The organism is Thermomonas hydrothermalis, from assembly GCF_900129205.1.
Classification (GTDB): domain Bacteria; phylum Pseudomonadota; class Gammaproteobacteria; order Xanthomonadales; family Xanthomonadaceae; genus Thermomonas; species Thermomonas hydrothermalis.
In genome coordinates, this window is record NZ_FQUK01000020.1 from 21,179 (window position 1) to 46,134 (window position 24,956).

21 protein-coding genes are annotated in these 24,956 nt (G+C 65.2%); 10 read left to right on the plus strand and 11 right to left on the minus strand.

Annotation, left to right across the window (positions count from 1 at the left end):
• Positions 1-127: 127 nt before the first annotated feature.
• Positions 128-808 carry a (d)CMP kinase gene (cmk, locus tag BUA29_RS06990; protein WP_072755915.1) on the minus strand — a complete coding sequence of 227 codons (681 nt, stop codon included), beginning with the start codon at positions 806-808 and terminating at the stop codon, positions 128-130.
• A gap of 194 nt (positions 809-1,002) precedes the next feature.
• Here cmk and ykgO point away from each other — a divergent pair, with 194 nt between their 5' ends.
• From ykgO to BUA29_RS07015, 5 genes are all read left to right on the plus strand, one after another.
• Positions 1,003-1,128 (plus strand): type B 50S ribosomal protein L36, encoded by a 126-nt coding sequence (ykgO, locus tag BUA29_RS06995; protein ID WP_005913193.1) that lies wholly within the window; start codon positions 1,003-1,005, stop codon positions 1,126-1,128.
• A gap of 114 nt (positions 1,129-1,242) precedes the next feature.
• Positions 1,243-1,587: a hypothetical protein gene (locus tag BUA29_RS07000; RefSeq protein WP_072755895.1), complete on the plus strand. Its 345-nt coding sequence runs from the start codon at positions 1,243-1,245 to the stop codon at positions 1,585-1,587.
• A gap of 36 nt (positions 1,588-1,623) precedes the next feature.
• Positions 1,624-2,658, plus strand: coding sequence for an agmatine deiminase family protein (locus BUA29_RS07005; RefSeq protein WP_072755896.1), 1,035 nt, complete (start codon positions 1,624-1,626; stop codon positions 2,656-2,658).
• A 33-nt stretch (positions 2,659-2,691) separates the two neighbouring features.
• Complete coding sequence (locus tag BUA29_RS07010) at positions 2,692-3,576, plus strand: carbon-nitrogen hydrolase (RefSeq protein ID WP_072755897.1); 885 nt, start codon at positions 2,692-2,694, stop codon at positions 3,574-3,576.
• Entirely contained in the window at positions 3,569-4,786 is a 1,218-nt protein-coding gene (locus tag BUA29_RS07015) for a TraB/GumN family protein (RefSeq protein ID WP_072755898.1), read from the plus strand. The genes BUA29_RS07010 and BUA29_RS07015 overlap by 8 nt, the downstream gene beginning before the upstream one ends.
• A gap of 65 nt (positions 4,787-4,851) precedes the next feature.
• Here BUA29_RS07015 and BUA29_RS07020 read toward each other — a convergent pair whose 3' ends face one another.
• From BUA29_RS07020 to BUA29_RS07030, 3 genes are read right to left on the minus strand one after another with little or no spacing between them, the layout of a single operon-like run.
• Entirely contained in the window at positions 4,852-7,923 is a 3,072-nt protein-coding gene (locus tag BUA29_RS07020; protein ID WP_072755899.1) for an efflux RND transporter permease subunit, read from the minus strand.
• Positions 7,924-7,929: 6 nt separating this feature from the next.
• Positions 7,930-11,427: an efflux RND transporter permease subunit gene (locus tag BUA29_RS07025; RefSeq protein ID WP_072755900.1), complete on the minus strand. Its 3,498-nt coding sequence runs from the start codon at positions 11,425-11,427 to the stop codon at positions 7,930-7,932.
• Positions 11,424-12,542, minus strand: a complete 1,119-nt coding sequence (locus BUA29_RS07030) for an efflux RND transporter periplasmic adaptor subunit (RefSeq protein ID WP_072755901.1) — start codon at positions 12,540-12,542, stop codon at positions 11,424-11,426. The genes BUA29_RS07025 and BUA29_RS07030 overlap by 4 nt, the downstream gene beginning before the upstream one ends.
• A 345-nt stretch (positions 12,543-12,887) precedes the next feature.
• Here BUA29_RS07030 and BUA29_RS07035 point away from each other — a divergent pair, with 345 nt between their 5' ends.
• Together BUA29_RS07035 and BUA29_RS07040 are read left to right on the plus strand one after the other, a co-directional pair.
• A complete protein-coding gene (locus tag BUA29_RS07035) occupies positions 12,888-13,259 on the plus strand; it encodes a c-type cytochrome (RefSeq protein WP_072755916.1) in 372 nt (123 codons plus the stop codon).
• Between the two features lie 7 nt (positions 13,260-13,266).
• Positions 13,267-13,716 (plus strand): c-type cytochrome, encoded by a 450-nt coding sequence (locus BUA29_RS07040; protein WP_072755902.1) that lies wholly within the window; start codon positions 13,267-13,269, stop codon positions 13,714-13,716.
• A gap of 33 nt (positions 13,717-13,749) precedes the next feature.
• On the opposite strand, the gene BUA29_RS07045 is transcribed toward BUA29_RS07040, so the two are convergent.
• From BUA29_RS07045 to BUA29_RS07060, 4 genes are all read right to left on the minus strand, one after another.
• Entirely contained in the window at positions 13,750-14,217 is a 468-nt protein-coding gene (locus BUA29_RS07045) for a hypothetical protein (protein WP_072755903.1), read from the minus strand.
• Positions 14,195-15,259: a class III poly(R)-hydroxyalkanoic acid synthase subunit PhaC gene (gene phaC, locus BUA29_RS07050; RefSeq protein WP_072755904.1), complete on the minus strand. Its 1,065-nt coding sequence runs from the start codon at positions 15,257-15,259 to the stop codon at positions 14,195-14,197. Before phaC ends, BUA29_RS07045 begins: the two co-directional genes overlap by 23 nt.
• Positions 15,260-15,262: 3 nt before the next feature.
• Positions 15,263-16,309: a poly(R)-hydroxyalkanoic acid synthase subunit PhaE gene (locus BUA29_RS07055; protein ID WP_072755905.1), complete on the minus strand. Its 1,047-nt coding sequence runs from the start codon at positions 16,307-16,309 to the stop codon at positions 15,263-15,265.
• Positions 16,310-16,383: 74 nt separating this feature from the next.
• A complete protein-coding gene (locus BUA29_RS07060) occupies positions 16,384-18,180 on the minus strand; it encodes a 3-hydroxybutyrate oligomer hydrolase family protein (protein ID WP_072755906.1) in 1,797 nt (598 codons plus the stop codon).
• A gap of 115 nt (positions 18,181-18,295) precedes the next feature.
• Here BUA29_RS07060 and BUA29_RS07065 point away from each other — a divergent pair, with 115 nt between their 5' ends.
• The 3 genes from BUA29_RS07065 (at position 18,296) to BUA29_RS11990 (ending at position 20,172) form a co-directional block, all read left to right on the plus strand.
• A complete protein-coding gene (locus tag BUA29_RS07065) occupies positions 18,296-19,105 on the plus strand; it encodes a 3-hydroxybutyrate dehydrogenase (RefSeq protein WP_072755907.1) in 810 nt (269 codons plus the stop codon).
• Positions 19,106-19,109: 4 nt separating this feature from the next.
• Positions 19,110-19,775 (plus strand): response regulator transcription factor, encoded by a 666-nt coding sequence (locus BUA29_RS07070; RefSeq protein WP_072755908.1) that lies wholly within the window; start codon positions 19,110-19,112, stop codon positions 19,773-19,775.
• Between the two features lie 61 nt (positions 19,776-19,836).
• Complete coding sequence (locus BUA29_RS11990; RefSeq protein ID WP_143148843.1) at positions 19,837-20,172, plus strand: hypothetical protein; 336 nt, start codon at positions 19,837-19,839, stop codon at positions 20,170-20,172.
• Positions 20,173-20,214: 42 nt separating this feature from the next.
• Here the strand turns inward: BUA29_RS11990 and BUA29_RS07075 are convergent, their stop codons facing one another.
• The 3 genes from BUA29_RS07075 to BUA29_RS07085 form a co-directional block, all read right to left on the minus strand.
• Positions 20,215-21,264, minus strand: a complete 1,050-nt coding sequence (locus BUA29_RS07075; RefSeq protein WP_072755909.1) for an NAD(P)-dependent alcohol dehydrogenase — start codon at positions 21,262-21,264, stop codon at positions 20,215-20,217.
• 57 nt (positions 21,265-21,321) lie between these two features.
• The gene (locus tag BUA29_RS07080) at positions 21,322-24,609 is read right to left on the minus strand and encodes a hybrid sensor histidine kinase/response regulator (protein WP_245770524.1); all 3,288 of its coding nucleotides are present in this window, start codon (positions 24,607-24,609) and stop codon (positions 21,322-21,324) included.
• Positions 24,610-24,773: 164 nt separating this feature from the next.
• The coding region (locus BUA29_RS07085; RefSeq protein WP_178137902.1) for a transposase at positions 24,774-24,956 on the minus strand (183 nt) is incomplete at its 5' end.

Genomic DNA, 24,956 nt, shown 5'->3' on the forward strand with positions numbered 1-24,956 from the left:
TGATGCTGCCCACCGGGTGGGTTGGCGCCAGTGCAGAACGCACCTTTGCCATGTGTGGTGGATGGGAAACCGCAGGCACGGATGTGCCAGCGGGGCCTTGAATCTGCCAACGAGGGAACCGCGACCGTCAGGCCGTGGGACGGGACACCAGGTCCAGCACCCGGGCGACCACCGCCTCGACGGGCAGCCCGGTGGTGTCGATGAGGACGGCATCGCTGGCCGGCCGCAACGGCGCCACCGCACGACTGGCGTCGCGGGCGTCGCGGGCGAGGATCTCTCGCAGCAGACCATCCATTGTTACCGAAACCCCTTTTTCTTTCAACTGCTTATAGCGCCTTTCCGCACGCTCCTCGGCGCTGGCGGTCAAAAACACCTTATAAGGCGCATCCGGGAAGATGACCGTCCCCATGTCGCGCCCGTCGGCCACCAACCCAGGCGGCCTGCGAAAAGCGCGCTGACGCTCCTTCAGCGCCGCCCTGACCTCGGGGATGGCGGCAATGGCCGAAGCGGCGGCGCCTGCGGTTTCGGTTCGCAGCTCATCGGTGGCGTCGGTGCCGTTGACGATCACCCGCAGCTCGCCGCTGCCATCGTCCCGAAAGGCGATATCGGTGTCGAACGCGCAGCGCACCAGGGCAGACGCGTCTGACAAGTCGATGTCAGACCAGCCGGCGGCAATGCCGACGGCGCGGTACAGCGCACCGGAATCGAGATAATGCCAACCCAGGCGGGCAGCAACGAGGCGGCTGACCGTGCCCTTGCCGGAGCCGGACGGGCCATCGATGGTGAGAACGGGAACCGAGGCATTCATGTCGGCCATTATGGCCGGCGACAGCCAATCCCGCACCCAGCCCTTGGCGAATGCCCCGTTACACGTCCTCCACCCATACCAACCCGAGCGCCAAAAGAAGATGGACGCATACGAGGTGTTGCTTGCAGGGCAGCCAAGCCGTTAGAATGCGCGGCTTCGCGTTCCACCCATTTTTCAATTGCCGAGGTTTCGTCATGAAGGTCCTGTCCTCCCTGAAGTCGGCGAAGACCCGTCACCGCGACTGCAAGGTGGTTCGCCGTCGCGGCAAGGTCTTCGTGATCTGCAAGTCCAACCCGCGTTTCAAGGCCCGTCAGCGCTGATCCGCCGACTGCCTGTCGTGTTCGGAAAGGCCGCCGCAAGGCGGCTTTTTCGTATCCTGGGCAGATCGACATAGAATCGCGGCTTCCACACCCGCATCGTCACGGAGCACTGTCATGGATCGCCTGTTGCGCTTTGTCCTCGCTTCCGCCCTGCTGGCGCCTGCCAGCCATGCCCTGGCACAAGACACCCAGACCGGGGATGTGCTTTTGATCCAGCGCATCCGCCAGGAACCGGCCAATCTGCCGGCACGCGGGATGACCGCACCCCAGGTCGAGGCACGCTACGGCGCACCCGCGCAGCGTCTGCAGCCGGTCGGCGGCCAGAAGCGTGCGTGGCCGGTGATCGAACGCTGGGTCTATCCGCAGTTCACCGTGTATTTCGAAAAGAACCGGGTGGTCGATGCGGTGGCCAACAAGGCCAGCCCGGACGAGCTCGGCCCGAAGCCAGCCAGCCGCTGATACCCGCGGCCATCCGACTGATCCAACACACATCGAATGTCTCGAGATTCCTTCCGTTTCCCCGCCGAGTGGGAGCCCCAGTCGGCGGTGCTGATTGCCTGGCCGCACGCCGGTACTGACTGGGCAGACCGTCTGGATGAGGTCGAAACCACCTACGTGGCGCTGGCGGCCGCCGTGACCCGGCACCAGCGCCTGCGCATCTGCGTGCCGGATGCGACTGTCGAAACTCGCGCACGGTCGCTGCTGGATGCGGCCAACGTCGCGCGCTCGCAGGTCGAATTCCTGCGCGTGGACTACGACGACACCTGGTTGCGCGACTCCGGCCCGATCACCCTGCGTGCGGCGGATGGCCGGCTCTGTCTGCTGGATTTCCGGTTCACGGCCTGGGGCGGCAAGTTCCAGGCCAGCCGCGACGACCGTCTGGTGGAAGTGCTGCATGCGCAAGGCGCGTTTGGCAATGCCGAGCGCCGGCGCATCGACTTCGCGCTGGAAGGCGGGGCCATTGAAACCGACGGTGCCGGCACCTTGCTCACCACCTGGCAGTGCCTGCACGAACGCCACCCAGATGCCTCACGGCAGGCTCTGACCGAGGCCCTCTGCACCTGGTTGCATCAGGATCGGGTGCTGTGGCTGGAGCACGGCGCGCTGGAAGGCGACGATACCGACGCCCACATCGACACCCTGGCCCGCTTCGCGCCAGACGATGCCATCGTGTACCAGGCCTGCGATGACCCGGCCGACAGCCATCATGCCCCGCTGCAGGCGATGGCGGCGGAGCTGGCGGCCCTGCGCACGCGCGATGGCCGGCCATACCGGCTGTTTCCCCTGCCCTGGCCACGCCCGATTCTGGATGCGGGTCGACGCCTGGCCGCAAGCTATGCCAACTACCTGATCATCAACGGCGCCGTGCTGATGCCGGCCTATGGTGACCCAGCCGACACCCAGGCCGCTGCGGTGCTGGCGGCGGCCTATCCAGGGCGGGACATCATCCCGGTGCCCTGCCGACCGCTGATCTGGCAGAACGGCAGCCTGCACTGCATCACCATGCAGTTGCCGCAAGGTGCGGTCTGAGTCCGCGGGTATTCCTTTCATCGACATGCTGCCATGACGCTCAAAACACTCCCCGTCGCGCTGGTGCAGGAACGCAATCACGGCGATGCCGACGCCAACCTCGCAGTGATCGAAACCCGCGTCGCCGAGGCCGCGGCCGCCGGTGCCCGGCTGGTGCTGCTGCAGGAACTGCACAACGGCGCGTACTTCTGCCAGCACGAGTCGGTGGCCGAGTTCGACCGTGCCGAGCCCATCCCCGGCCCCAGCACCACGCGCCTATCGGCGCTGGCCAAGCGCCACGGCGTAGTGCTGGTCAGCTCGCTGTTTGAAAAACGCGCCGCCGGGCTGTACCACAACACCGCGGTGGTGTTTGACAGTGACGGTACGCTCGCTGGCAAATACCGCAAGATGCATATCCCGGACGATCCCGGCTTCTACGAGAAGTTCTATTTCACCCCGGGCGATCTGGGCTTTACCCCGATCGACACCTCGGTGGGCCGGCTGGGCGTGCTGGTGTGCTGGGATCAGTGGTATCCGGAAGCCGCACGCCTGATGGCGCTGGCCGGTGCCGAGCTGCTGCTGTATCCCACCGCCATCGGTTGGGATCCGGACGATGCCCAGGACGAGAAGACCCGCCAGCGCGACGCCTGGGTGTTGTCGCATCGCGGTCACGCGGTCGCCAACGGCCTGCCCGTGCTGGCTTGCAACCGGGTCGGGCACGAACCCTCGCCGCTGGGCACCGCTGGCATCGACTTCTGGGGCAACTCCATCGTGCTGGGCCCGCAGGGTGAACTCCTGGCCGAAGCTGGCACCACACCCACCCTGCTGCTGGCCGAGGTGGACATGCAGCGCAGCGAACAGGTCCGCCGGATCTGGCCGTTCCTGCGCGACCGCCGCATCGATGCCTATGGCGATCTGGTGAAGCGTTACCGTGACTGACACCGCCACGCCCATGCCGGCGGCGGGGTTTGCCGGCCAGCCTGTGATCGAAGTCGAACGCGACGGCGTTCACTACACCCTGCTGGGCACCGCGCACGTCTCGCGTGCCAGTGTCGATGCGGTGTGTCAGGCCATCGACAGCGGCCAGTTCGATGCAGTGGCAGTGGAGCTGGACACACAGCGGCACAAGGCGCTGACCCAGCCCAATGCCATGGCCGAGCTGGATCTGGTCAAGGTCATCCGGGAAAAGAAAGTCGCGCCGTTTGCCGCCAACCTCGCCCTGGCCGCCTACCAGCGCCGGCTGGCCGAGCAGCTGGGCATCGAGCCGGGTGCGGAACTCAAGGCGGCTGCCACCGAAGCAGCCGCACGCGGGCTGCCGCTGCAACTGATCGACCGCGATGTCGGCATCACCTTCCGCCGCATCCTGCAACGGTTGCGCTTCTGGGACCGGCTCAAACTGGTCAGTAGCGTCATTACCGGCCTGTTCGAACGCGCTGACGTGTCCGAGGACGATATCGAGCGCCTGAAAGAAGGTGACCTGCTCGAATCCAGTTTTGGCGAGTTCGCCCGTCAAACCCCCTCGCTCTATGTCACCCTGATCGACGAACGCGATCAGTACATGGCCGCCAAGCTGCGCCAGCGCAACGACGGCGCGCGGCGCGTGCTGGCGGTGGTCGGTGCCGGCCACCTCAAAGGCATGGCCCACTATCTCGCTAACGACACACGTGCCCCCGAGGCGCTGCTGGCGGAACTGTCTGAGGTGACCCCAAAGCGGCGTATCCCCTGGATCACCCTCACCCTGACCACCCTGATTGCGGCCGGCATCGTCTGGGGCTATCTCCACGGCGGCTTGGCGCTTGGACGCGCTCTGCTACTGCAATGGGTCGGCTGGACCGTCGGCTTGACCGCGCTCGGCGCCCTGCTGGCCGGCGCGCACCCGTTCAGCCTGCTGGCGGGTGCCATTGCCGCCCCGTTCAAGCCATTCCGGCCCGGACTACCCTCGGGCATGTTCAGCGCGCTGGTGGAAACCCATCTGCGCAGGCCCGCCTATCCGGATTTCCTGGCCCTGCGCGATGACGCGCAAACACTGAAGGGCTGGTATCGCAACCGGGTGACGCGGGTGCTGCTGGTGTTCATGCTGACCAATCTGGGCACCGTGGCCGGCGAATGGCTGGCGGGCGCCCGCATCCTTGGCAAGCTGCTGGGTTAGACCCTGTGCTCACGCCAGACGCCGCGCCTAGGGAAAAGCCGTCGTCAGGCCTTCTCTAGGCGCACTCACCCGACAACGACCTGATCTCTACGCCCCGACTGGCGGGCTTTGGCGATCAGCCGCCCCATGCCGGCGCGCAGATCGTCCAGCAGGGCGTAGATGGTCGGCAGGAACAGCAGCGTCACGACGGTCGAAAACGCCAGCCCACCGGCGATGGCGCGCGCCATCGGGTAGTACGGCGGGCCGTCGCCGGCCACCTGGGTATTGGACAGGGCGATCGGGATCATCGCCAGGATCGCCGTGCCCATCGTCATCAGGATCGGCCGCAAACGCTCGCGGCTGCCTTCGACCAACGCATCGACACGCGACAGGCCGCGCCGGCGCAGGTTGTTGATGTGTTCGATCATGACGATGCCGTTGTTCACCACCACGCCCATCAGCACCAGGATGCCGATGAAGGCCATGATGTTGAACGGGGTATCGGTCAGCCACAGCAGCCAGAACACGCCGAAGACCGAAAACAGCACGCAGCTCATGATCGCCAGCGGAAACAGCAGCGACTCAAACACCGAGGCCATGACGATGAACATCAATACCAGCGCAATCGCCACGTTGCGCAGCATCTGCTTGTTCATGTCGATGTTCATGCCAAAGCCGCCGCCCTCGAAGGTGATGCCATAGCCGGGTGGCAGGTCGAGCGACTTCACGGTGGCTTCGATGTCTTTGCGGGCCTGCTCAAGCGTGGCACCGGGTGCCAGGTTGGCCTGCACCTTGAGCATGGTTTGGCGATTGACGCGCTGGATCGTGTTGGCAGACGGTGTGGTCTGCACCTGCACCATCGCCAGCAGTGGCACGCTGCGCCCGTCCGGCGTGCGCACGATGAACGATTGCAGATCCTGCGCACCGAAGTGCTCGGCGCCCTTGAAGCGCACGGTCACCGGAAGCTGCACCTCGCCGCGCTGAAACTCGCGCAGCGGCGCGCCACGCAAGGCCAACCCGACGAACTGCGCCACCTGCTGAGCGGAAAACCCGTAGGCGGCGGCACGCTCACGATCCACCCGCACTTTCAGCTCACTGCTGGCATCGCCCAGGTCCACCCGCACGTCGCGCAGGGTCTTGCTACGCGCAAGCACCGGAACCAGGGTATCGGCGATATCACGCAGGGTTTGCGTGGAATCGCCGACCAGGCTGAACTCGATACCCTTCTCGTTGCCACCCATCCCGCCCTGGCGGCCAATGCCAATGTTGGCACGCGCCGATGGCGGCAGCTCTTTGCGCAGGATTTCCTCAACCTGCATGGCCCGCGCCGGATCTTTGCTGTCGAGGGTGAGCTCGGTCATGGCCCAGCCCTGCTCGGCATACCGCGAGTACAGCTGGCGGATGCCAAACCGCTGCCGGTTGTCGTTGAGATAGCGCTCCACCGCGGCCACGGTGCGGCCCATTTCTTCTTTGGAATACGAGCCTTTCCACTGGTAGAACAGGGCGATCTTGCCCGGCTCCTGATCATCGCCGGTATCGCCCTTGGAGTAGTGGATCGGAATCAGACTGACCGCACTGATGGCCAGAATGCCCGCCACCGCCCAGCCACGATGCAGCAGGGTCCAGCGCAGAAAACGGGCGTACCGCGCCTGCAGGCGGGTGATGAAGGGCGATTTGACCGCCGGTGGGGTCTTCAGCCGTGCCGACAGCATCGGGATCAGGCTGATGGCCACCAGCCACGATGCCAGCAGCGACACGGAAATGGTGACCGCCAGCTGGGTCAGGTAGATGGTCAGCACGTTTTTCTCGCCAAACATCATCGGCAGGAACACGATGCAGTGGCACAACGTGCCGGCCGACAGCGCGATTGCCACGTGGCGGGTGCCGATGATCGAGGCCAGACGCGGGTTATCCGGATATTTCTCGCGCTCCTGATAGATGCTCTCCACCACCACGACCGCGTTGTCCACCAGCATCCCCACGGCCAGCAGCAGGCCCATCATCGACAGCACGTTGAGGGTGATGCCGGCGAAGTACATGAACCCCAAGGTCATGATGAAGCAGATCGGGATCGCGGTCGTGACCATCAGGGTGGACGGCCAGTGCCGCAAAAATGCATACAGCACGATCAGCGACAGCAACAGACCGATTGCACCCGCTTCGGCCAGCGCCGCCAGTGAGCTGACCACCGCATCGCCCTGGTCATCGACGATGTCGATCTTGATCCCGGCCAGCGCCGGGTCGCGCTGCAACTCGGCCAGCTCCGCCCGCACTGCCCGCGACAGATCAACCAGATTGGCGGCCCGTTCTTTGTAGATATCGACACCGACACTGGGACGACCATCGATCTGGCGCACGTAGTTCATGCGCTGCGGCTGCAGTGCCACCTCGGCAATGTCGCCCAGCCGCAGACCACGTGCGTTGACCGGCAGGTCGCGTAGCTGCTGCAAGCTGGTCAGCTCACCCTTGGGCTGGATGCGCAAACGCCGGCCGGCGTCGGTGATTTGCCCGGCGGAGACGGAAAAATTGGCCGCCTGCAGACGCGCAACCAGCTCGTTGAGCACGATGCCGTTGGCGGTCAGGCGGTCGGGGTCGATGGCCACCACCACTTCCTGAACCGGCACGCCCTCCACTTCCACCCGCGCCACACCCGGCAGCCGTTCCAGACGGCGCTTGATGCTCTGCTCGATCAGCTCGCCGCGTGCGGTCAGATCGTCGCGGCTGGTCAGGCGCAGGCTGATCGCTTCCTGGTCCCCCGTGCTCCAGCGCCGAACGAAATACCGCTTGAAGTCGGTGGGCAGCTGGTCGCGGATGGCATCGATGCGTTCCCGTGCTTCCGAGGCGGCCACCGCCACATTGCGCCCCCAGTCGGTGAACTGCACGAACACACCACCGCCTTCGGCGCCGGCATTGGAACGCATCGACTTGATGCCGGTCATGGTCGCCAAGGCTTCTTCGACCGGGCGCACCAGGGTGCGTTCGACCTCTTCCGGGGTCGACCCTGGATACGGCAGCTGGATGAAGATGAACGGCGCCGAGACCTCCGGCTGCGACTCCAGTGGCAGGCGGAATGCGGCGATCAACCCGATCACCACCATCGATACGAACAGCATGATGGTGGTGACCGGCCGGCGGATGGACAGCTCGGTGATGTTCATCGGCGCTTAGCCCCCGGCTCCGTGCCCACCCGGCGTGGCCAACGGATCCTGTTCGTGCGCCAGCGCCTCGGCTACCGCCTGCGCATCGCGACGCACGCGCCGGCCACGTTCGGCATACGCCTCGTCGGGTTTGCGATCCAGCAGGTCGTACATCACCGGGATGACCACCAGCGTCAGCAGGGTGGACACCAGCAGGCCACCAATGACCGTCACCGCCATCGGACTGCGCACTTCAGCGCCATCACCAATGGCCAGCGCCAGCGGCAGGAAACCGAACACCGCCGTCAGCGTGGTCATCATGATCGGCCGCAGACGCGAACGCGCGCCGTCCACCAGCGCCTGCCGTTTCGGCACGCCGGCCTCGCGCAGCTGGTTGACCTTGTCGATCAGGATGATGGCGTTCTTCACCACCAGCCCGACCAGCAGAATCAAGCCGATGAACACCACCACCGATACCGGCGAGCGGGTCAGCAAAAGCGCCGCCACCGCGCCGACCAGCGCCAGCGGGATGGTGAACAGGATCACGAACGGGTGCAGCAGCGATTCGAACTGCGAGGCCATCACCAGGTACACCAGGAACACCGCAAGCGCGAACGCAAACAGCAACGAGCGGATCGACTCGCCCAACTCCTGCCCCTGACCGCCGATGGCAATGCTGATGTCGGTGCCAAGCGGATTGGCCGCCACCATGCTTTGCACCTCCTTGATCGCGGTTCCCAGGTCGATATCACGCAGATTGGCCGAGACGATCGCCACCCGCCGATGATCGGCGCGATGGATCTCGCTGGGGCCGGAGGTGGCGATCACCTGTGCCACCGACGCCAGCTCCACTGGTGCGCCCTTGCCGGGATTGACGATCAGCCGGCGAATGTCCTCCACCGAGGCGCGATCGGCCTCGCGCACCCGCACCAGCACGTCGATCTTGCGGTCGCGGAAGCTGTACCGAGTGGCCACTTCACCGGCGATCTTGCGAGTCACCGCATCAGCGATCTGGCGGGTGGTCAGACCCAGCGCCGCAGCACGCTCCTGGTCGAACACGATCTGGATTTCCGGAAACCCCTGCTCCACCGACGACTTGACGTCGGCATAGTGCGGATTAGCGCGCAGCATCTCCGCCAGGCGGTTGCCGGCCGCACGGATGGCGTCGAGATCTTGGCCGGCGACTTCGATTTCCAGCGGCGGCGCCAGCGAGAACAGTTCGGGGCGGCTGAAGTTGACCTGCACATCCGGATAACCGGCCATGGTGCGGCGCAGCGCCTCGATCAGCGGTGCCTCGCGGCGGGTGTCGGTCATCACCACCGACAGACGGCCGATGTTTTCGCCGCTCTCGGTCGGGTTGGCATCCAGCCGGGTGCCGGTTCCGGATACGCCGTACAGCACCCGCACGCCCGGATCGCGGGCATGTGTGGTCTGCACCGTCTGAATCAGCGCATCGGTCTGCGCCAATGGCGTGCCAGGCGGCAGTTTGGCGGTCATCTCGAAGCGGTCCTGCGCCAGCTGCGGGATCAGGTCGGTCCCCAGCAGCGGCAGGACGGCCAGCGTGGCGGCAAAGGCCAGGGCGGCGGTCAGCAGCACCGGCGCCGGTCTTGCCAGTGCCTTGGGCAATAGCCGCAGGTAGGCCTGCTCGGCACGCGCGTAGGGCCGCATCGCCAGCTCGCTGGCCCGGTGCATCAGCGGCCCGATCAGGGCCGCCAAGACCCGCCAGGCACGCACGATGAGCCACACCACGGCATACACCATAACGCGCAGCAACGCCCCCAGTCGCCGTCCGACATGAACCAGCGGGGCCTGCCAGCCGCGCACGGGTGGCGCTGAAACCACCGGGGGTTCTTCGGGAAAGCCCAGCGGTGGCCGGCCCTTGAGCGAGCTCAGCATCGGAATCAAGGTCATGGCCACCAGCAGCGACACCGCGATGGCAATCGCCACGGTCAAGGCCTGATCCCGGAACAGCTGCCCGGCGATGCCCTGCACGAACACCAGCGGCAGGAACACGGCGATGGTGGTCAGGGTCGAGGCGACCACGGCCATGCTGACTTCGCGGGTCCCTTCGATCGCGGCCTCGACGATGCCCAGCCCACGCTCACGCGCCTTGGCAATCGATTCCAGCACCACGATCGAGTCGTCCACCACCAGCCCGGTGGCCAGGGCCAGGCCGCCCAGCGACATCACGTTGAGGCTCAACCCAAGCTGGCCCATGACGAAGAAGGTGGCGATGATCGACACCGGGAGCGACAGGCTGATCACAAAGGTGCTCCAGCCATCGCGCAGGAACAGGAAGATCACCAGGATCGCCAGCACACCGCCGATCACACCATCCACTTTCACGTCGCGGATGGCATTGCGAATGAAGACCGACTGGTCTTCGATGACGGTCAGTTCGACATCCCGCGGCAGCTGCGTGCGAATCTTGGCAAGCCTGTCCTGCACGGCATCGGCCGTGGCCACGGTGTTGGCGTCGCCTTCCTTGTAGATGGCCAACTCCACCGCCTCGCGGCCGTTCAGACGGATGATGGTGTCGCGCTCCTTGTACCCCTGGCGCACCTCCGCCACATCGCCCAGCCGCAGCGCTTGCGGGCCGGCACCGGCGTTGCCGTTCCCACCGCCCTGGGCCAGCGCCGCCATCACGCTGGCATTGCCACTGGCGGCGGCCACCCGCATCGCTGCCTGGGTGGCGGCATTGCCAGTCGTGGCCGGGCGCGTGGTCAGCAGCAAGTTGCGGATTTCATCGACACTGGCGAACTGGTTGACCGTGCGCACCAGAAACCGCTGTGTCCCCTCCTCCAGTCGACCGGCGGAGAGGTTCACGTTCTCCTGCTGCAGACGCTGAATCACGGCGTCAATGGACAGCCCCAGCTGCGCCAGCTTGCGCTGGTCCACGTCCACCTGAATTTCATCCTCGAGACCACCGCCCACCTTGACGGCCGCAACACCCGCCACGGGTTCCAGACGGCGTTTGAGATCCTCGTCGGCGTAGCGACGCAGTTCCATCAACTGGCGCAAAGCATCCGCCCCCTCGCCTGACTGGCGCGGCGTCAGTGCCAGCCGCATGATCGGCTGGGTGGAGGGATTGAAGCGCAGCAAAACCGGCGGCTTGGCATCCAGCGGCAGCTGCAGCGACTCCATCTTGTCGCGCACGTCCAGGCTGGCCTGGTCCATGTTGGTGCCCCAGGCAAACTCCAGCACCACGTCGGCCTGACCGGTGCGGGAAATCGACTTGAGCTTGCGCAAACCCTTGACCACGCCCAGCGCTTCTTCCGCGGGTTGCGAGATCAACGTCTCCACCTCGGCGGGCGCGGCACCGGGGTAGTCGATGCGCACCGTCAGGGTGGGATAACTGAGCTCGGGCAAGAGGCTCACTTTCAAGCTACCCAGCGAGATCAACCCGAACAGCACCAGCGTCAGCGTCAACATGGCAATGGTGACGCGACGGCGGGTCGAAAACTCGGCCAGACTGCCGGCCCGGTCGGGCCGGGGCGGCGACACGTGCGATGAGGGTGTGCTCATTGGGCTGCCTGCGCTGTCACCGCCGTGGATCGAAGCACCCGCACCGCACTGCCTTCACGCAGCGCCGCCTTGCCGGCGACTACCACTTGGTCGCCATCCTTGAGCCCCTTGCGCACCTCGACCCAGGGCCCATCCTCATAGCCAAGCTCCAGCGTGACCCGGTGCGCCTTGCCGTCGCGCACCACGTACACCGCAGGCTGGCCGCTGTCTTCCAGCAGGGCTGCCCGCGGAATCACCAAGGCATCGGCACGCTGGTCGTAATCGATGCGCATCCGTCCGAACATGCCCGGCTGCAGGCCGCCCTCGGACTCGAATGCACACACCACCCGAAACGTCCCGCTGCCGGCATCGACCACCGGCGACACCCGGTCAATACGACCAATGAACGTCTTGCCTGGCAGCGGATCGACCGTCAGCTCCACTTTCTGGCCCGGCTTGAGTGTGGCGATTTCGCGCTCAGGCACGTTCAACGTGGCCTCCAGGCGCGACGTATCGACCACGGTGAAGATCGGCGTATTGATCTGCACGAAGTTGCCAGGCTTGATCTCACGACTGGCCACGACCCCGGAAATCGGTGATTTCACCTCGCCATACGACAGCTCGAGCTTGGCCAGACGCAAAGTTGCGCGGGCGTTATCGAGATCGAACCGCAACTGATCCAAATCGCTGGCGCTGACCATCTTCTGCTCAGCCAGCTGAAGGGCACGGTTGTAGTTCGCCTCCAGCTTGCGCACCTGGGCCTCGGCCTGAGCGACCTGCAACTTGGCACGATCACGGTCGATCACGACCAGGGTCTGCCCCGCTGCCACGTGCTGACCGACATCGGCCAGCACCTGCAAGGCGATACCGGACGTCTTGGCCACCACCTGCGCCTCAGCGCGGGCCTCCAGCGGCGCACTACCGTGGTAACTGGCCGAAATCGACCGCCGCTGGGCGTTGACCACCTCCACAGGCACCGCCTCCGGCGCCTGCGCCTTGGCCGCATCGGGCTGGGCGTCCGGGCCGCCGCTGGCGCGGCAGGCCGACAGGCCCGGCAGCAGCGCCAGCACCAGCAAGGCCGGAATAACCGGCAAGGGACGAACTGAATGCGGGATCGAGCGAACAAGGCGATGCATGATGAATGCGTAAACCAGATGATGGTGTTGTAGTCAAGTATTGCACCACTCCATCAACCCCGCATCCGCCGAAGGTCATGGTTGACAGGCCGGCATTCCAGCCTGCCGCACCCGCACTCTCCGAACAACACGGACGATTGCCGTTAGTGGCGGATAGCCAAACAGGCAGGAAGCGCAAGCGAGTGATGCGTATGCACCAGATGTGGCATACCGGCGTTCCCGCCGGCTGGATGCAAGCGCCCCCCTGACGCATGTGACAGGCAACATTCGTCGTTATACTCGCCACATGAACGCCCGCTGAGGGCCCGTTCGCCCAACACACCTGACTACGGGAACCGCCCGATGATGCGACCGCTGTCGATTGCCGCAAGCCTCGCCCTGCTGATGGTGGCTGCCACCGCCATCGCCCAGGATCCTGCCCCTGCTGCTGCCAGCCCGACGCCGGACAGCAGCCCCGCCGCGCTCAAGGGGGACCCGGTGCGTGGCAAGGGGTTGACCTACACCTGCCGTGGCTGCCACGGCATCACCGGTTACAAGAATGCCTATCCCAGTTATCACGTGCCGATGATCGGGGGGCAGTCGGAAACCTACCTGCGCAATGCCCTGAACGAATACCGCAACGGCAACCGCAAGCATCCGACCATGCAGGCGCAGGCGCAGAGCTTCTCCGAGCAGGATATCGCCGACATCGCCGCCTACCTGTCCAGCCTGAAGTGAGCCGACCATGACCAAGCGTTCCCCGATTCTGCTGGCCCTGGCCTGCACGCTGGCCGTCAGTGCCTGCGGTGGCCCGTCCGAAACCACGCCGTCCACGGCCGCCGAGGGCGAACACGCCCCGGCCACCACCTCCTCGTCCGCCGGCCTGCCCAAGGGCAACGCCCAGGCCGGCATGGAGCTGGCCACCAAGGGCGGCAACGGCATCGCGGCCTGCACCTCCTGCCATGGTGCCGAGGGCAATGCTCCAATCGACGGCATGTATCCGATGATCGGCGGCCAGTATGCCGACTACATCGAACACGCCCTGCAGGCCTATCGCAACGGCACTCGCGCCGGTGGCACCGCCGACGTGATGGCAGCCCAGGCCAAGGCCTTGAGCGACCAGCAGATCGCCGACCTGGCCGCGTATTTCCAGAGCGTGCCGCCCCGGCTGCGCGACCTGCACGCCGTCGATTGATCGCACAACCTGTCCACGGCGTGCCGTGGCAGGTCACGCCCATGGCCACCAGCCACGCCCACTCAGGGCGTAGCGGTCAGCTGCTTGCTCGAACGGGTTGTGCACCGACACGCCGCCGGACAGCCAATACAGCACCGGCATCAGCGGCCCCAGTAGCATGGTCTGGTAGACATGGGCGCGTTCGTGGTCGGCCAGCACGATGGGCGGATCCTGTGTATGCCCAGCGGCATGGGCATAGGTATGGCATAGGCGGGTAAGACACTCGCCGGTATCCAGAATCACATTTCCCAGGGTCAGGGCCCCGCCCGGCCCCCAAGGCACCCGGGAAAACACCAGCGCATGCGCCCGGCGGCTGACGTACACCTGGGCACCCGCCGTCAGTGCCAGCGCCCCCACCGCAAGTCCCAGCACGCTCACCGGCAGCGCCCACACCATGCCCAGCCCCTGCGCCAGCCACACCAGCGGGCGCGGCCAGGCGTCAGCGTTTCGCCAGCCAGGCATGGATGGTGTCGGGCACCTCGCGCTGGGCACGCGAGGACACGTAAATGCCGATGTGACCGCCCTTGAACGAAAGCTCGGTGTAATCACTGCTTCCGCACAGCCTGCGCAGTGCGCGTGAAGCATCGGGCGGCACCAAGTGATCCTGCTCGGCATAGATGTTGAGGATGGGCATCTCCAACATGCCCAGATGCACCTCTCGCCTACCGATCTTCGCGCCGCCTTTGACCAGTCGGTTTTCCTGGAAAAACTGCTTGCTGAACTGGCGGAATGCCTCACCAGCTTGGTCGGGCGAGTCGAAGATCCACTGCTCCATGCGCAGGAAATCCCCCATCGCCTTGCGATCGTCCAGCTGCTCCAGCATCCCCACGTACTTCTGCACGAACAGCCGCCAGGGCTTGAGCATCAGGTAGGTGAAGTTCATCAGGTCGGCCGGCACGTTCCCCAGGGTGTCAACCAGAAGATCCACGTCAACCGCGCGGTTCCAGTTCGACAGCATGTTGTCCGGGGTGTGGAAATCCACCGGCGTGACCATGGTGATCAGATTACGCACCCGCTCGGGACGCAGCGCCGCATGACACAGCGAGAACACCCCGCCCTGGCAGATGCCCAGCAGGTTGATCGCGGGAACCTGATGGTGAGCACAGAGATGGTCGATCGCCCCGCCGAGGAAGCGCTCGACATAGTCGTCCAGCGTCAGATAGCGGTCGGAGCGATCCGGGTACCCCCAGTCGATCACATAGACGTCTTCGCCGCGTGCCAGCAGGCCTTTGACCAGCGAGCGGTCATCCTGCAAATCGACCATGTAGGGGCGGTTGACCAGCGCGTAGCAGATCAGCAGCGGCACACGTGCGGTCGGCGGCTGTTTGCCGCGGAAGCGATACAGCACGACCTTGCCATCGCGCCAGACCTCTTCGCGCGGGGTGGCACCCACCTGCACGTCCTGAAGCTCGCGCAGGGTGCTGATCGACGCAAGCAGTTTGCGTTGCAGCCGGAGGGCCTCCTCCGTCAGCGTTTCGGGAGTGATGGCAAGCGGGCTGGGCATAGGTCAGCGCTTCCTGGTTTTGGGCGTGGCCTTGGAGGATCGGGTGCGGGCGGCAGACTCACTCGGCCGTTTGGCCTTGGCGGGTGCAGCCCGTTTGCTGGAAGGGGTCTTGTTGGCGCGGGCAGCCGTTGTCCGCGATTTGGACCGGGCCGGCTGCGCGCCCTCGGCCGGGGCGGCAGGCGCGGAAGCAGCGGTGCCGGCACCCTGACGCAAGCGGCGTTCGAGATCGGCGATCTTGCGGTAGGCACTGTCCAGCTCGGTCCGTCCGGGCACGCCCAAAAGCGTGGCCAGCGCCTCGCCAATCGCCTGCGCCGCACTGCGTAGCTGCATCTGGGCATTGATCAGCTCGCCCAATACCTGCCGGAACTCCAGTGACAACGCGGCATCGTTCCAGGCGTCTTCGGCGGCATCCACCCAGACATCAAACAGCGCCCGCACGCTGGTCAGCTGCTGACCCGGCGCCTCATGTTCACTGAGTTTTGCCTCGAACCGACGGAAGGCCTGCTGGGAAATCCGGCCCAGCAACGCAAGCCATGCCTCCTGCGCCGCCTGGACACGCAACTGTGCACGGCCCAACGCCTGCCAGCGGGCCTGATGCTCACGAGTAAAACCGAACGCTGGCAGCCCCAGGGTTAGCCCGGCCTGCTCACGCATTGCCTGCGTCCACGGTGCTGCCAGCGCGCTCCACTGTCCGGCCATGTCCAAACCAGACCCCGGCATGCCCTGCATCATCGCGGCAAACGGGTTGTCCCCCACGATCTCGCGCCAGGCCTGCACCACGTCCTGGGTGGAATGCGCGCCACTGCCGACCCTGAGCGCCACCTGCTGCATCTTGACCAGCCAGTCGGCCAACGGCAGACGCAACGCAGCCAGTGCCGGTTGTGCAGCCATCAGGGCATCGAGTTGCGCCCGCCAGGTATTGAGGGCCTGCTCAAGCCCTGCCGTCGCGGCATTGGCATCCTGGCCGGGCAACGCGGCCTGCAATGCATCGCGCCAGAGGGTCCAGTACTGGCGCGCCAGCGCCATCGGGTCGGTGTCTTGGGTACTCATGTCGCCTCCATTGCCCCGGCATGCTAGCAATGCCGGTGCGGCATGACCATGACAGCCCGATCAGACACCCGGGTTCAGCGTGGGATGGCGAGGTTGTCCGCGCTCAATACCGCGCCTGGTGCGCGCAAGGTCGGGGTGATCTCCGCATCATCGGGCAGTGCGGCGCGGTGGTCCAACCAGGCATCGACCCGATCCAGCGCGGCATACACATATGGCAGCAGCGGCACATAGGCAGAGGACAGCTGCGGCAGCCCGAGGAAGGCATCGAAATGCTGCGCATGGTGCACCTGCCAATACCTCACCGTGCGTCCAGACTGGCGCGCCATCGCCACATACGGGGCGCTGGAAAAGGCGGGTGGTACCAGCCCGTCATCGGTGCCGTGAACCACCACCACCGGCAGACCTGGGCGTGGCGGCCGTGCCCGGGTTGCCTCGATACCATCCCGGACCCGCCTGGCATCAGCGCTTTGCCCGTCCCACAGCGCACGCAGGCATTGCAGACCGGTCAGGCCGAGATCAGCCAGCGGCTGCGGATCGACGATCCCCACCCCGCCCCCCGGTGGGATGCCGCTGGCATCGGCCCACCAGGCGGCCCGTTCCACCGCACTGGCCGCACGCGGACTGAAATCGGGATTCAGCGCGGCGTAGCGATACCCGCAGGGATGGGCATCGTGCGGGTAACGCCCATAGGCCGAGGCATAGGCCACCGCCACCGTTCGCCACAAATCAAAGCCGACACTGATCGCGCCCGCCCGCAAGGCGGCATCCGTCCAGCCGGCTGCATGCAGTCGCGCCAATGCGTCCTGCTGCCACTGCACAGGGGTCATGCCGGAAAGCAAGCCGCGCGCGGCCATGGCGGCGCAGCGCAGGTCGCTTCCGGGTGCCGGTGGCAGCCCCAGTGCTGGCAGGGCACAGGGCATCCAAAGCGCAGCCTCGGTGGCGTAGTCATACAACGGACGGGCACCGGCAGCCGCGGCCAGCACGCTGGGTTCGCCGGCAACCACCGCATCCAGCCACGGGGTCGTGTCTTCGGCCGCACGCAACACCGCACCACCGCCATTGGAAATGCCGACGGCGATGATGCGGGTATTGTCGAACGTGAAAGGGGCCTGGCCAGGGAACGCCTCTTCCAGCATCTTCAGTGCGAACTCCGCAGCCTGACGCACATGCTGGCCCCAGTCCGCCTCGGGGTTATCCAGCGAGTGCGCATGCTTGAAGGCCACCCCCTGCCCGCTTGCCGGGGTCGGGACAAAGGCCAATGCCGCCGAATCGGCTGTGGCCTGCCGACCATCAGCAGCAAATCCGATACCAGCGTCCAGATCGAAATAATCGGTGCCGGCCCCCTTGTCGGTATAGGCCACTGCACAGCCTTTCGGCAGCCCCCAGGCACCGGCCACCGCGATGGCGCCATAAATGCCACGTGAGCCGGAAGACGCCGTGACCACCACGCAGCGTTTGCGGGTGTCGAATGTATCGGGCACCTGCACCAGCACACGATGCGGCTGCTGCCGCCCCGGCAGGCGGGCATAGGCACTGAACTCGCGGCCCGGCACCGGCGCCAGCGAACCGTACACCGCGCCATATCCGCCGCCGGGTGCGAGATCAGCGATGCCACGCCAGTTGCTCCACAACGCACGCCGGCGCAGCTCTGCGGGTGTCGGGTTGGCCGGATCAGCAAATGCAGGCGGCAGCATTGACTGCAGGCCGGCCAGCCCCAGGCCGCCAGTCAATAGATCGTCCTGACCCCGATGCTCGGTCACACGCACGGCAGTGAACACGGCAGGCACCTCCCGAGATGCGGTGGACATGCTGGCGCAGGCGCTCAGCAGCAGGATCAGCGCGATCAGGGCGCAGAGTCTGACAGTTTGCATGCACCGACCATAGCGTGTGTGGCAACCGCAGGCATCGTACTTTGGTCTGATCGCCCCCCAGTCTGCAGGCCGGACTGCTAGCGTATTGGGATTCACGCCAACGCGGAGAACCCTTATGAGTGATCGTTTCCTGCATGGCCGAACTGCCCTGGTCACTGGCAGCACGTCCGGGATTGGCCTGGCGATTGCACAGGCATTGGCGGCTGCCGGTGCGCGGGTCGCAATCAATGGGCTGGGCAGTCACGAACAGATTTCCGCCGCAATCAAGGCGGTCGATACTGCCGGCAATGGCGGCACCCAACATTTCTCTGCCGATCTGCGCGACCCGACCGACATCGCAGCAATGATGACGGCGCTGGCCGACTGGTCGGACGGTGGCGTCGATATCCTGGTCAACAATGCCGGCATCCAGCACGCCGTGCCGCTGGCGCACATGCCGGTGGAGAAATGGAACGACATCCTCGCCATCAACCTGTCGGCAGCCTTTCACACCATGCGTCTGGCACTGCCAGCCATGGCTGCACGCGGCTATGGCCGGGTCATCAACATTGCATCCGTGCATGGACTGGTGGCGTCACGCGACAAAGCCCCTTACGTGGCCAGCAAGTTCGGGTTGGTGGGTCTGAGCAAGGTCGCCGCCTTGGAATATGCGGCAGAAAGCGATCGTGCCCGCGGTGGCATCACCGTCAACTGCATCTGCCCGGGATGGGTGGAAACACCACTGATCGAACCGCAAATCGAAGCACGTCGTGGCGGCGGCAGCCGTGACGATGGCATCCGCGCCCTGCTGGCAGAGAAGCAACCCAGCCTGCGGATGACCCTGCCGGAAGAAATCGCTGCGCTAGCCGTATTCCTGTGCCGCCGTGAAGCGCACAACATCACCGGTGCCGCCCTGCCCGTGGACGGCGGCTGGACTGCACAATGACGCCATGCCCTGCCTGCTGATTGCCGACGACCACCCGCTGTTCCGCGCCGCGCTGCGTCAGACCGCACGCGACGCACTGTCTGGGGTGGATGTGCTGGAAGCAGGCACGCTGGAGCAGGCACTCAGCCTGCTTGAGCAGCATCCTCAAATCGATCTCGTCCTGCTTGATCTACACATGCCGGACAACCATGGCCTGGCCGGGCTTGCCGCGATCCGTGCACAGTTCCCGGGCGTGGCCGTGGTGGTGGTGTCGGCCAATGACGATCCACGGGTGGTCCGTCGCGCACTCGACCACGGTGCCGCCGGCTATCTGCCCAAGAGCGCCGGGCTGGATGAACTACGGGCGGCGATTCTGGCCGTCCTGGCCTGCGAGACCTGGCTGCCGCCGGCACTGCGCGCCAGTGTCGCGCGTGCCCAGAGCACACCGGCCGACACCGAACTGGCAGCGCGGTTAGCCAGCCTGTCGCCGCAGCAGTTCCGGGTCCTCACACTGGTAGCCGAGGGCCTACTCAACAAGCAGATCGCCGATCGCCTGGGTGTGCAGGAACGCACCGTCAAGGCGCACCTGACCGCGATTTTCGAGCGGCTGGGCGTACGCAATCGCACGCAAGCCAGTGGTGTGCTGCGGGCATTGATGCTGCCGGATCCGAGCCGACGCACCGAGCCATGAAGCATTGGCGATTTTTTCGCCACACCTCTTGACAGCCGCATCATGCAAGGCGCGCAGCACGTTGTCCACATCGTTATCCGAAACTCATCCACAGATGCTGTGGAGAAACGCGTCGGAATCAGGCTATCTCACCCCAAAACTGGCTGGCGATTTTTTCGCCACACCTCTTGACACCCGCATCACGCAAGGCGCGCAGCACGTTGTCCACATCGTTATCCGAAACTCATCCACAGATGCTGTGGAGAACGCGTCGCCCATCGCCAACAACCGCCCCAGAGGCCTGGCGAAAAAATCACCAAACCGCTTGACAGCCGCGCCACGCAAGGCGCGCAGCGCGTTGTCCACATCGTTATCCGAAACTCATCCACAGATGCTGTGGAGAAACGCAGGTGGCTGACGAGGGTGCTCATGACAACACCCCCGCCAGTTCACGGCTGACTCAAAAAGTGGCCGCATCGATCACGAAACGGTACTTGACATCACCGCGCAGCATCCGCTCGTAGGCCATCTCGATCTGATCGGCATGCACCAGCTCGATATCCGCCACGATCCCGTGCTGTGCGCAGAAATCGAGCATTTCCTGCGTCTCGGCAATACCGCCGATCAGGGAACCGGCAATCGCCTTGCGGCCAAAGATCAGGCCCGACACCGAAGGACTCGGGTGCGGGCTGGCAGGCGCCCCGACCAGACACAGCGTGCCATCGCGCTTGAGCAGCCCGATGTAGTCATCGAGCACATGCGGTGCAGCCACGGTGTCGAGAATGAAGTCAAAGCTGCCGCGATGGGCGGCACGTTGCGCCGGATCACTCGAAATCACCACGTCATCCGCCCCCAGCGCATGCGCCTGGGCTCGTTTGGATTCCTGTGTAGTGAAGGCCACCACATGCGCGCCCATCGCATGCGCCAACTTCACGGCCATATGGCCAAGCCCGCCGATCCCCACGACTCCGACTTTCTTGCCGGGCCCCACCTGCCAATGCCGCAGCGGTGAATAGGTGGTAATGCCAGCGCACAGCAGCGGTGCCACCGCGGGCAGCATGTCCTTCGGATGGCGAATCTGGAGGACAAACTCCTGATCCACCACAATGCGCTGGGAATAGCCACCCAAAGTATGCCCCGGCGGATCCGCCGTCGGGCCGTTGTAGGTTCCGATCATGCCGTGCTCGCAATACTGCTCAAGCCCATGCGTGCATGCATCGCATTGCCGACAACTGCCGACCATGCAGCCGACACCGACGATGTCGCCCGGCTTGAATCGGGTGACGTTCTGACCGACCGCACTCACATAGCCGACGATCTCGTGACCTGGCACGCAGGGATACAGAGTGCCGGGCCACTCTGAGCGAATCGTGTGCAGATCCGAGTGGCAGATCCCGCAGTAGGCGATCTCGATCTGGACATCGCAGGGGCCAGGTGTACGGCGCTGAATGGTGAGCGGAACGACGGGTTGATCAGCGGCATAAGCGCCGCGGGCTTTGACAGCAGTCATGACGACACTCCTCGAATGAGCGTGCGCAAGTCTGCACCGATCCAGACGACGCGTCCATCAGCGCTGCGAGCGCGACACCCGCAAGCGATCGAGCACGGATTTCAGCGCCAGGGGTCGAAGCGGCTTGGCCAACAGCGCAAGACCGGCTTCATGGACAGCCTGCCGGACCACATCGGTCTGATCGGCACTGAGCACGACGCACGGTGCAGCGGGATAGTGCGCCGCCAGACGTGTGTACAAGGCAACCCCATCATCGCCATCATCGAGGTGGTAGTCGAACAGCCAGACATCAAACGTCCTACCCGACAGCAATCGTTCTGCATCCTGGCCCGTGGCCACCGCCTGCGGCAGACACCCCCACCCCTCAAGCAGCTGACAGAGCGCCTCGCGGGCAGCAGGCTCATTGTCAACCACAAGCACCTGCAGCCCGGCTAAAGGCCGCTGTGGCAACGACGGAATGTTGGCCACTGCGACCCGCGGCACCGAAATTGAGAAACAGCTCCCGCGCCCCGGCTGTGAATGCAAGTGGAGCGGGCTATCCAGCAGACCGGCGATCCTGCGCGCAATCGCAAGCCCAAGCCCCAATCCCTGCCCAGGAGCACCTTCACCTCGCCGGAACTCTTCGAAGAGAAGATCCTGCTGATCTGGATCGATGCCCGGGCCCGTGTCATGCACCTCGATGCGCAGCCGGTCACCGCATCTGCGCACACCAAGCAGGATTCGCCCATGCGGGGTATAGCGCACCGCATTGGCAAGAAAGTTCTGGAGCACCCGCCGTAGCAACTGCGGATCGGTGAACACCCACTGCCGTGTCGCGACTGTGTGCAGCTGCAGGCCTTTCTCTTCCGCCAGGACTCGAAACTGCGCCACCAACGGTTCCAACACGTCTGCCAGTGGAAGCTCACGTGGTTCAGGCACCAGCCCGCCAGCTTCCAGACGCGACATATCGAGCAAGGTGCCAAGAAGATCGATGGTGGCATCCAGTGCGGCACCAATCTGCCCGGCCAGTTCGCGCTGCTTGGCATCACCGCGCTGCTGCAAGGCGTCTGCAAACAAATGCGCCGCGTGCAACGGCTGCATCAGATCATGACCGATCGCCGCCAAGAATCGGCTTTTGGCCTCGTTGGCCAGTTCGGCTTCGCGCTTGGCGCTCTCCAGCAGCGCCGTTCGCTCAGCCACGCGCTGCTCTAAGGTTTCATTGATGCGTAACAGACTGGCCTCTGCCTGTCGAAACGCTGTGACATCGGTGAACGTCGCCACAAACCCGCCACCAGGCATGGGGTTGCCGCGGATCTCGACGATGCTTCCATCCGGAAAGACCCGTTCTGACAAATGCGGCGTACCGGCCCGCATATGCGCAAGCCGGCGCTGCAGCGCCTCGAGTTCATGCTCAGGCGCGACACCGGCCACCTTGCGCAGCGCCCAGCGTGCCGCCTGCTCAATGGGCAACCCCACCCGTAGCATTCCCGGCGGGTAGTCAAACAGTTCCTCATACCGTCGGTTCCAGGCCACCAGGCGCAACTGGGCATCGACCACGCTGATGCCCTGGCTCATGTTTTCCAATGCGGCCTCCAGCACACGCTGGTTGAAACGCAGATCCTGCGACGCCTCACCGACGATTGCGGCCACTGTCTCCAGATCGGCCCCGGTGGACGCACGCCGCGCAGCATCCAGCAGCAACCGGGCCGACGCCGTTCCGAGTACCGCTGCCAGCTCACGCTCCATCCGCGCCACCACCTGGGCCGGAACCGGGCCTTCGGATGGGGCTTCCTGCAGCAGGGAATCGACACGAGTCACCGGCAGGAACCGCAGCGCGGCCGCACGCAGAGTCTGCCGGTCGATATCACCTTGTGCCCGCTGCGTGACAGGCCGGCGCAGGCTGGCCCAGGCCAGGGTAACGACGGTACCGAGGAAGAGACTGACCCCGACCGCACGCGCCAGTCGGCTCCAGCCGGTCAGCCCGAACATGGCATCAGGCGCCAGCCAGGTCAGGCCTCCAGGTCCATCCACCAGCCAGTCCGGGGCATGACCAGACACCGTGGCCAGCAAGGGCACCAGCATCACCCAGACCCAGCCGGCAAAGCCGGCCAGCACACCCGCCGTGGCAGCCGACGCCGGCGTGGCCGGGCGCCAGACTGCAAACGCCAACGCCGGTGCCAATGTTGCCAATGCCGAAAACGACACCGCCCCGACATCCGCTAACGCCTGATTGCTGCTCAACAGGCGGCTATAGGCCCACCCCAGCAGCATCAGCAGCACGATTCCGACACGCCGCAGGCGTAGCAGCTCGCCACTGCGGTCACTGGCCTGTCCTTGTCCCCACGTACTGCGCAGCAATCCAGGGGCGAACCAGTGGTTGCCGATCATCAGGCTCAGCGTCAGGGTACTGACAATGACCATCCCCGTAGCTGCGCTCAGCCCACCGAGAAAGACCAGCAGCGCCAGTGCCCTGTGGCCCTGCGACAGCGGCAAGGCCAATGCATACATGTCAGTCGGGACGGTATCGCCCAGCACTGCAAGCCCCGCTTTCGCAAGCGGCAAGGTTGGCAGTGCAATCAGCAGCAGATACAGCGGAAACTGCCAACGGGCAGTGCCAATATCACGCTCGCTTCGGCATTCCACTACACCGACGTGAAATTGGTGGGGCATGACGAACATGGCCAACGCACCCAGCAACGCCAGCGGCATGAAGCCGCCGCCAGATGCCTGGGCCGGAATCGGCACCTCTGCAACATCCAGCTTCAACCAGACATAAGCCCCCAGCGCCAGCATGGCCACCAGCTTGAACACCGACTCAAAGGCCAGCGCCAGCACCAGACCTCGATTGTGTCCGGCGGCACTGACCCGACGCGTCCCGAACAGGATGGCAAAGGCGGCCATCGCCAGCGCCACCACGAGCGCGCCATCCCGCCATGGGGGTTCCATCCGCCCCACACTGCCAATGGCACCTCCGGTGAGGGTTGCCAGGCTCATGGTGATGGCTTGCAACTGCAAGGCGATATATGGGATCAACCCGAGCGCCGCGACCAGCGTGACTGTTGCGGCTAACCAGGGGTCCTTGCCAAGTCGAGTGGCGATCAGATCGGCCAGGGATGTGGCGTTGGTTTCATGCGCCAGCCGAACCAGCCGCACCATGAAGCGCACCATCAGCAGGTAGAACAGGATGGCGCCGACAAAAGTCGGCGGCAGCGGCCAACCATAGCGGGCGGCCTGGGTCACCGTGCCATAGAACGTCCAGGACGTGCAGTGCACCGCCAATGACAGCGCATAAACGTGCTGCCAATGGCGCGCCAGGACGCCCGGATGACGCTCACCATGAAGCGCAACCGCAAACAGCAGCGCCAACCACAGCAGGGCGCTAGCAGCCTGTTGAAATTCGACCCGGCGAAGCCCCCGACTCGGTCGGCAGCGCGGATTTCTCGCTGCTCAGGCGCTTCGCAAGCGCGTCCCGCGCTCTGAATAAGCCCGATTTCGGGCTTCCGGGCGCACCTTCCCCGCCGGGGCCGCCATCACGCGGCCCCCGCGGCGATCAGCTTCGGCAGGCGGACGAGGTTGCTCGCCGCCATCGCCAGCTGAAACAGCGCCTCGACCTTCGTAAGGCCGCGCTGCTTGACCTGACGCATTCCAGCAGCCGCCTTGAGCCATCCGAAGTGCGTTTCGATCCAGGCGCGCGTCCGCAGGCTGATCGCATA

Excerpts from the sequence above, each read along its gene's own strand:
- BUA29_RS07005 (WP_072755896.1), top strand. The coding sequence starts at position 1,624 with ATGTCTCGAGATTCCTTCCGTTTCCCCGCCGAGTGGGAGCCCCAGTCG.
- BUA29_RS07025 (WP_072755900.1), bottom strand. The coding sequence starts at position 11,427 with ATGAGCACACCCTCATCGCACGTGTCGCCGCCCCGGCCCGACCGGGCC.
- BUA29_RS07055 (WP_072755905.1), bottom strand. The coding sequence starts at position 16,309 with ATGAGTACCCAAGACACCGACCCGATGGCGCTGGCGCGCCAGTACTGG.
- BUA29_RS07030 (WP_072755901.1), bottom strand. The coding sequence starts at position 12,542 with ATGCATCGCCTTGTTCGCTCGATCCCGCATTCAGTTCGTCCCTTGCCG.
- BUA29_RS07040 (WP_072755902.1), top strand. The coding sequence starts at position 13,267 with ATGACCAAGCGTTCCCCGATTCTGCTGGCCCTGGCCTGCACGCTGGCC.
- BUA29_RS07060 (WP_072755906.1), bottom strand. The coding sequence starts at position 18,180 with ATGCAAACTGTCAGACTCTGCGCCCTGATCGCGCTGATCCTGCTGCTG.
- ykgO (WP_005913193.1), top strand. The coding sequence starts at position 1,003 with ATGAAGGTCCTGTCCTCCCTGAAGTCGGCGAAGACCCGTCACCGCGAC.
- BUA29_RS07065 (WP_072755907.1), top strand. The coding sequence starts at position 18,296 with ATGAGTGATCGTTTCCTGCATGGCCGAACTGCCCTGGTCACTGGCAGC.
- BUA29_RS07000 (WP_072755895.1), top strand. The coding sequence starts at position 1,243 with ATGGATCGCCTGTTGCGCTTTGTCCTCGCTTCCGCCCTGCTGGCGCCT.
- cmk (WP_072755915.1), bottom strand. The coding sequence starts at position 808 with ATGAATGCCTCGGTTCCCGTTCTCACCATCGATGGCCCGTCCGGCTCC.
- BUA29_RS07045 (WP_072755903.1), bottom strand. The coding sequence starts at position 14,217 with ATGCCTGGCTGGCGAAACGCTGACGCCTGGCCGCGCCCGCTGGTGTGG.
- BUA29_RS07070 (WP_072755908.1), top strand. The coding sequence starts at position 19,110 with ATGCCCTGCCTGCTGATTGCCGACGACCACCCGCTGTTCCGCGCCGCG.
- BUA29_RS07075 (WP_072755909.1), bottom strand. The coding sequence starts at position 21,264 with ATGACTGCTGTCAAAGCCCGCGGCGCTTATGCCGCTGATCAACCCGTC.
- BUA29_RS07010 (WP_072755897.1), top strand. The coding sequence starts at position 2,692 with ATGACGCTCAAAACACTCCCCGTCGCGCTGGTGCAGGAACGCAATCAC.
- BUA29_RS07020 (WP_072755899.1), bottom strand. The coding sequence starts at position 7,923 with ATGAACATCACCGAGCTGTCCATCCGCCGGCCGGTCACCACCATCATG.
- BUA29_RS07035 (WP_072755916.1), top strand. The coding sequence starts at position 12,888 with ATGCGACCGCTGTCGATTGCCGCAAGCCTCGCCCTGCTGATGGTGGCT.
- phaC (WP_072755904.1), bottom strand. The coding sequence starts at position 15,259 with ATGCCCAGCCCGCTTGCCATCACTCCCGAAACGCTGACGGAGGAGGCC.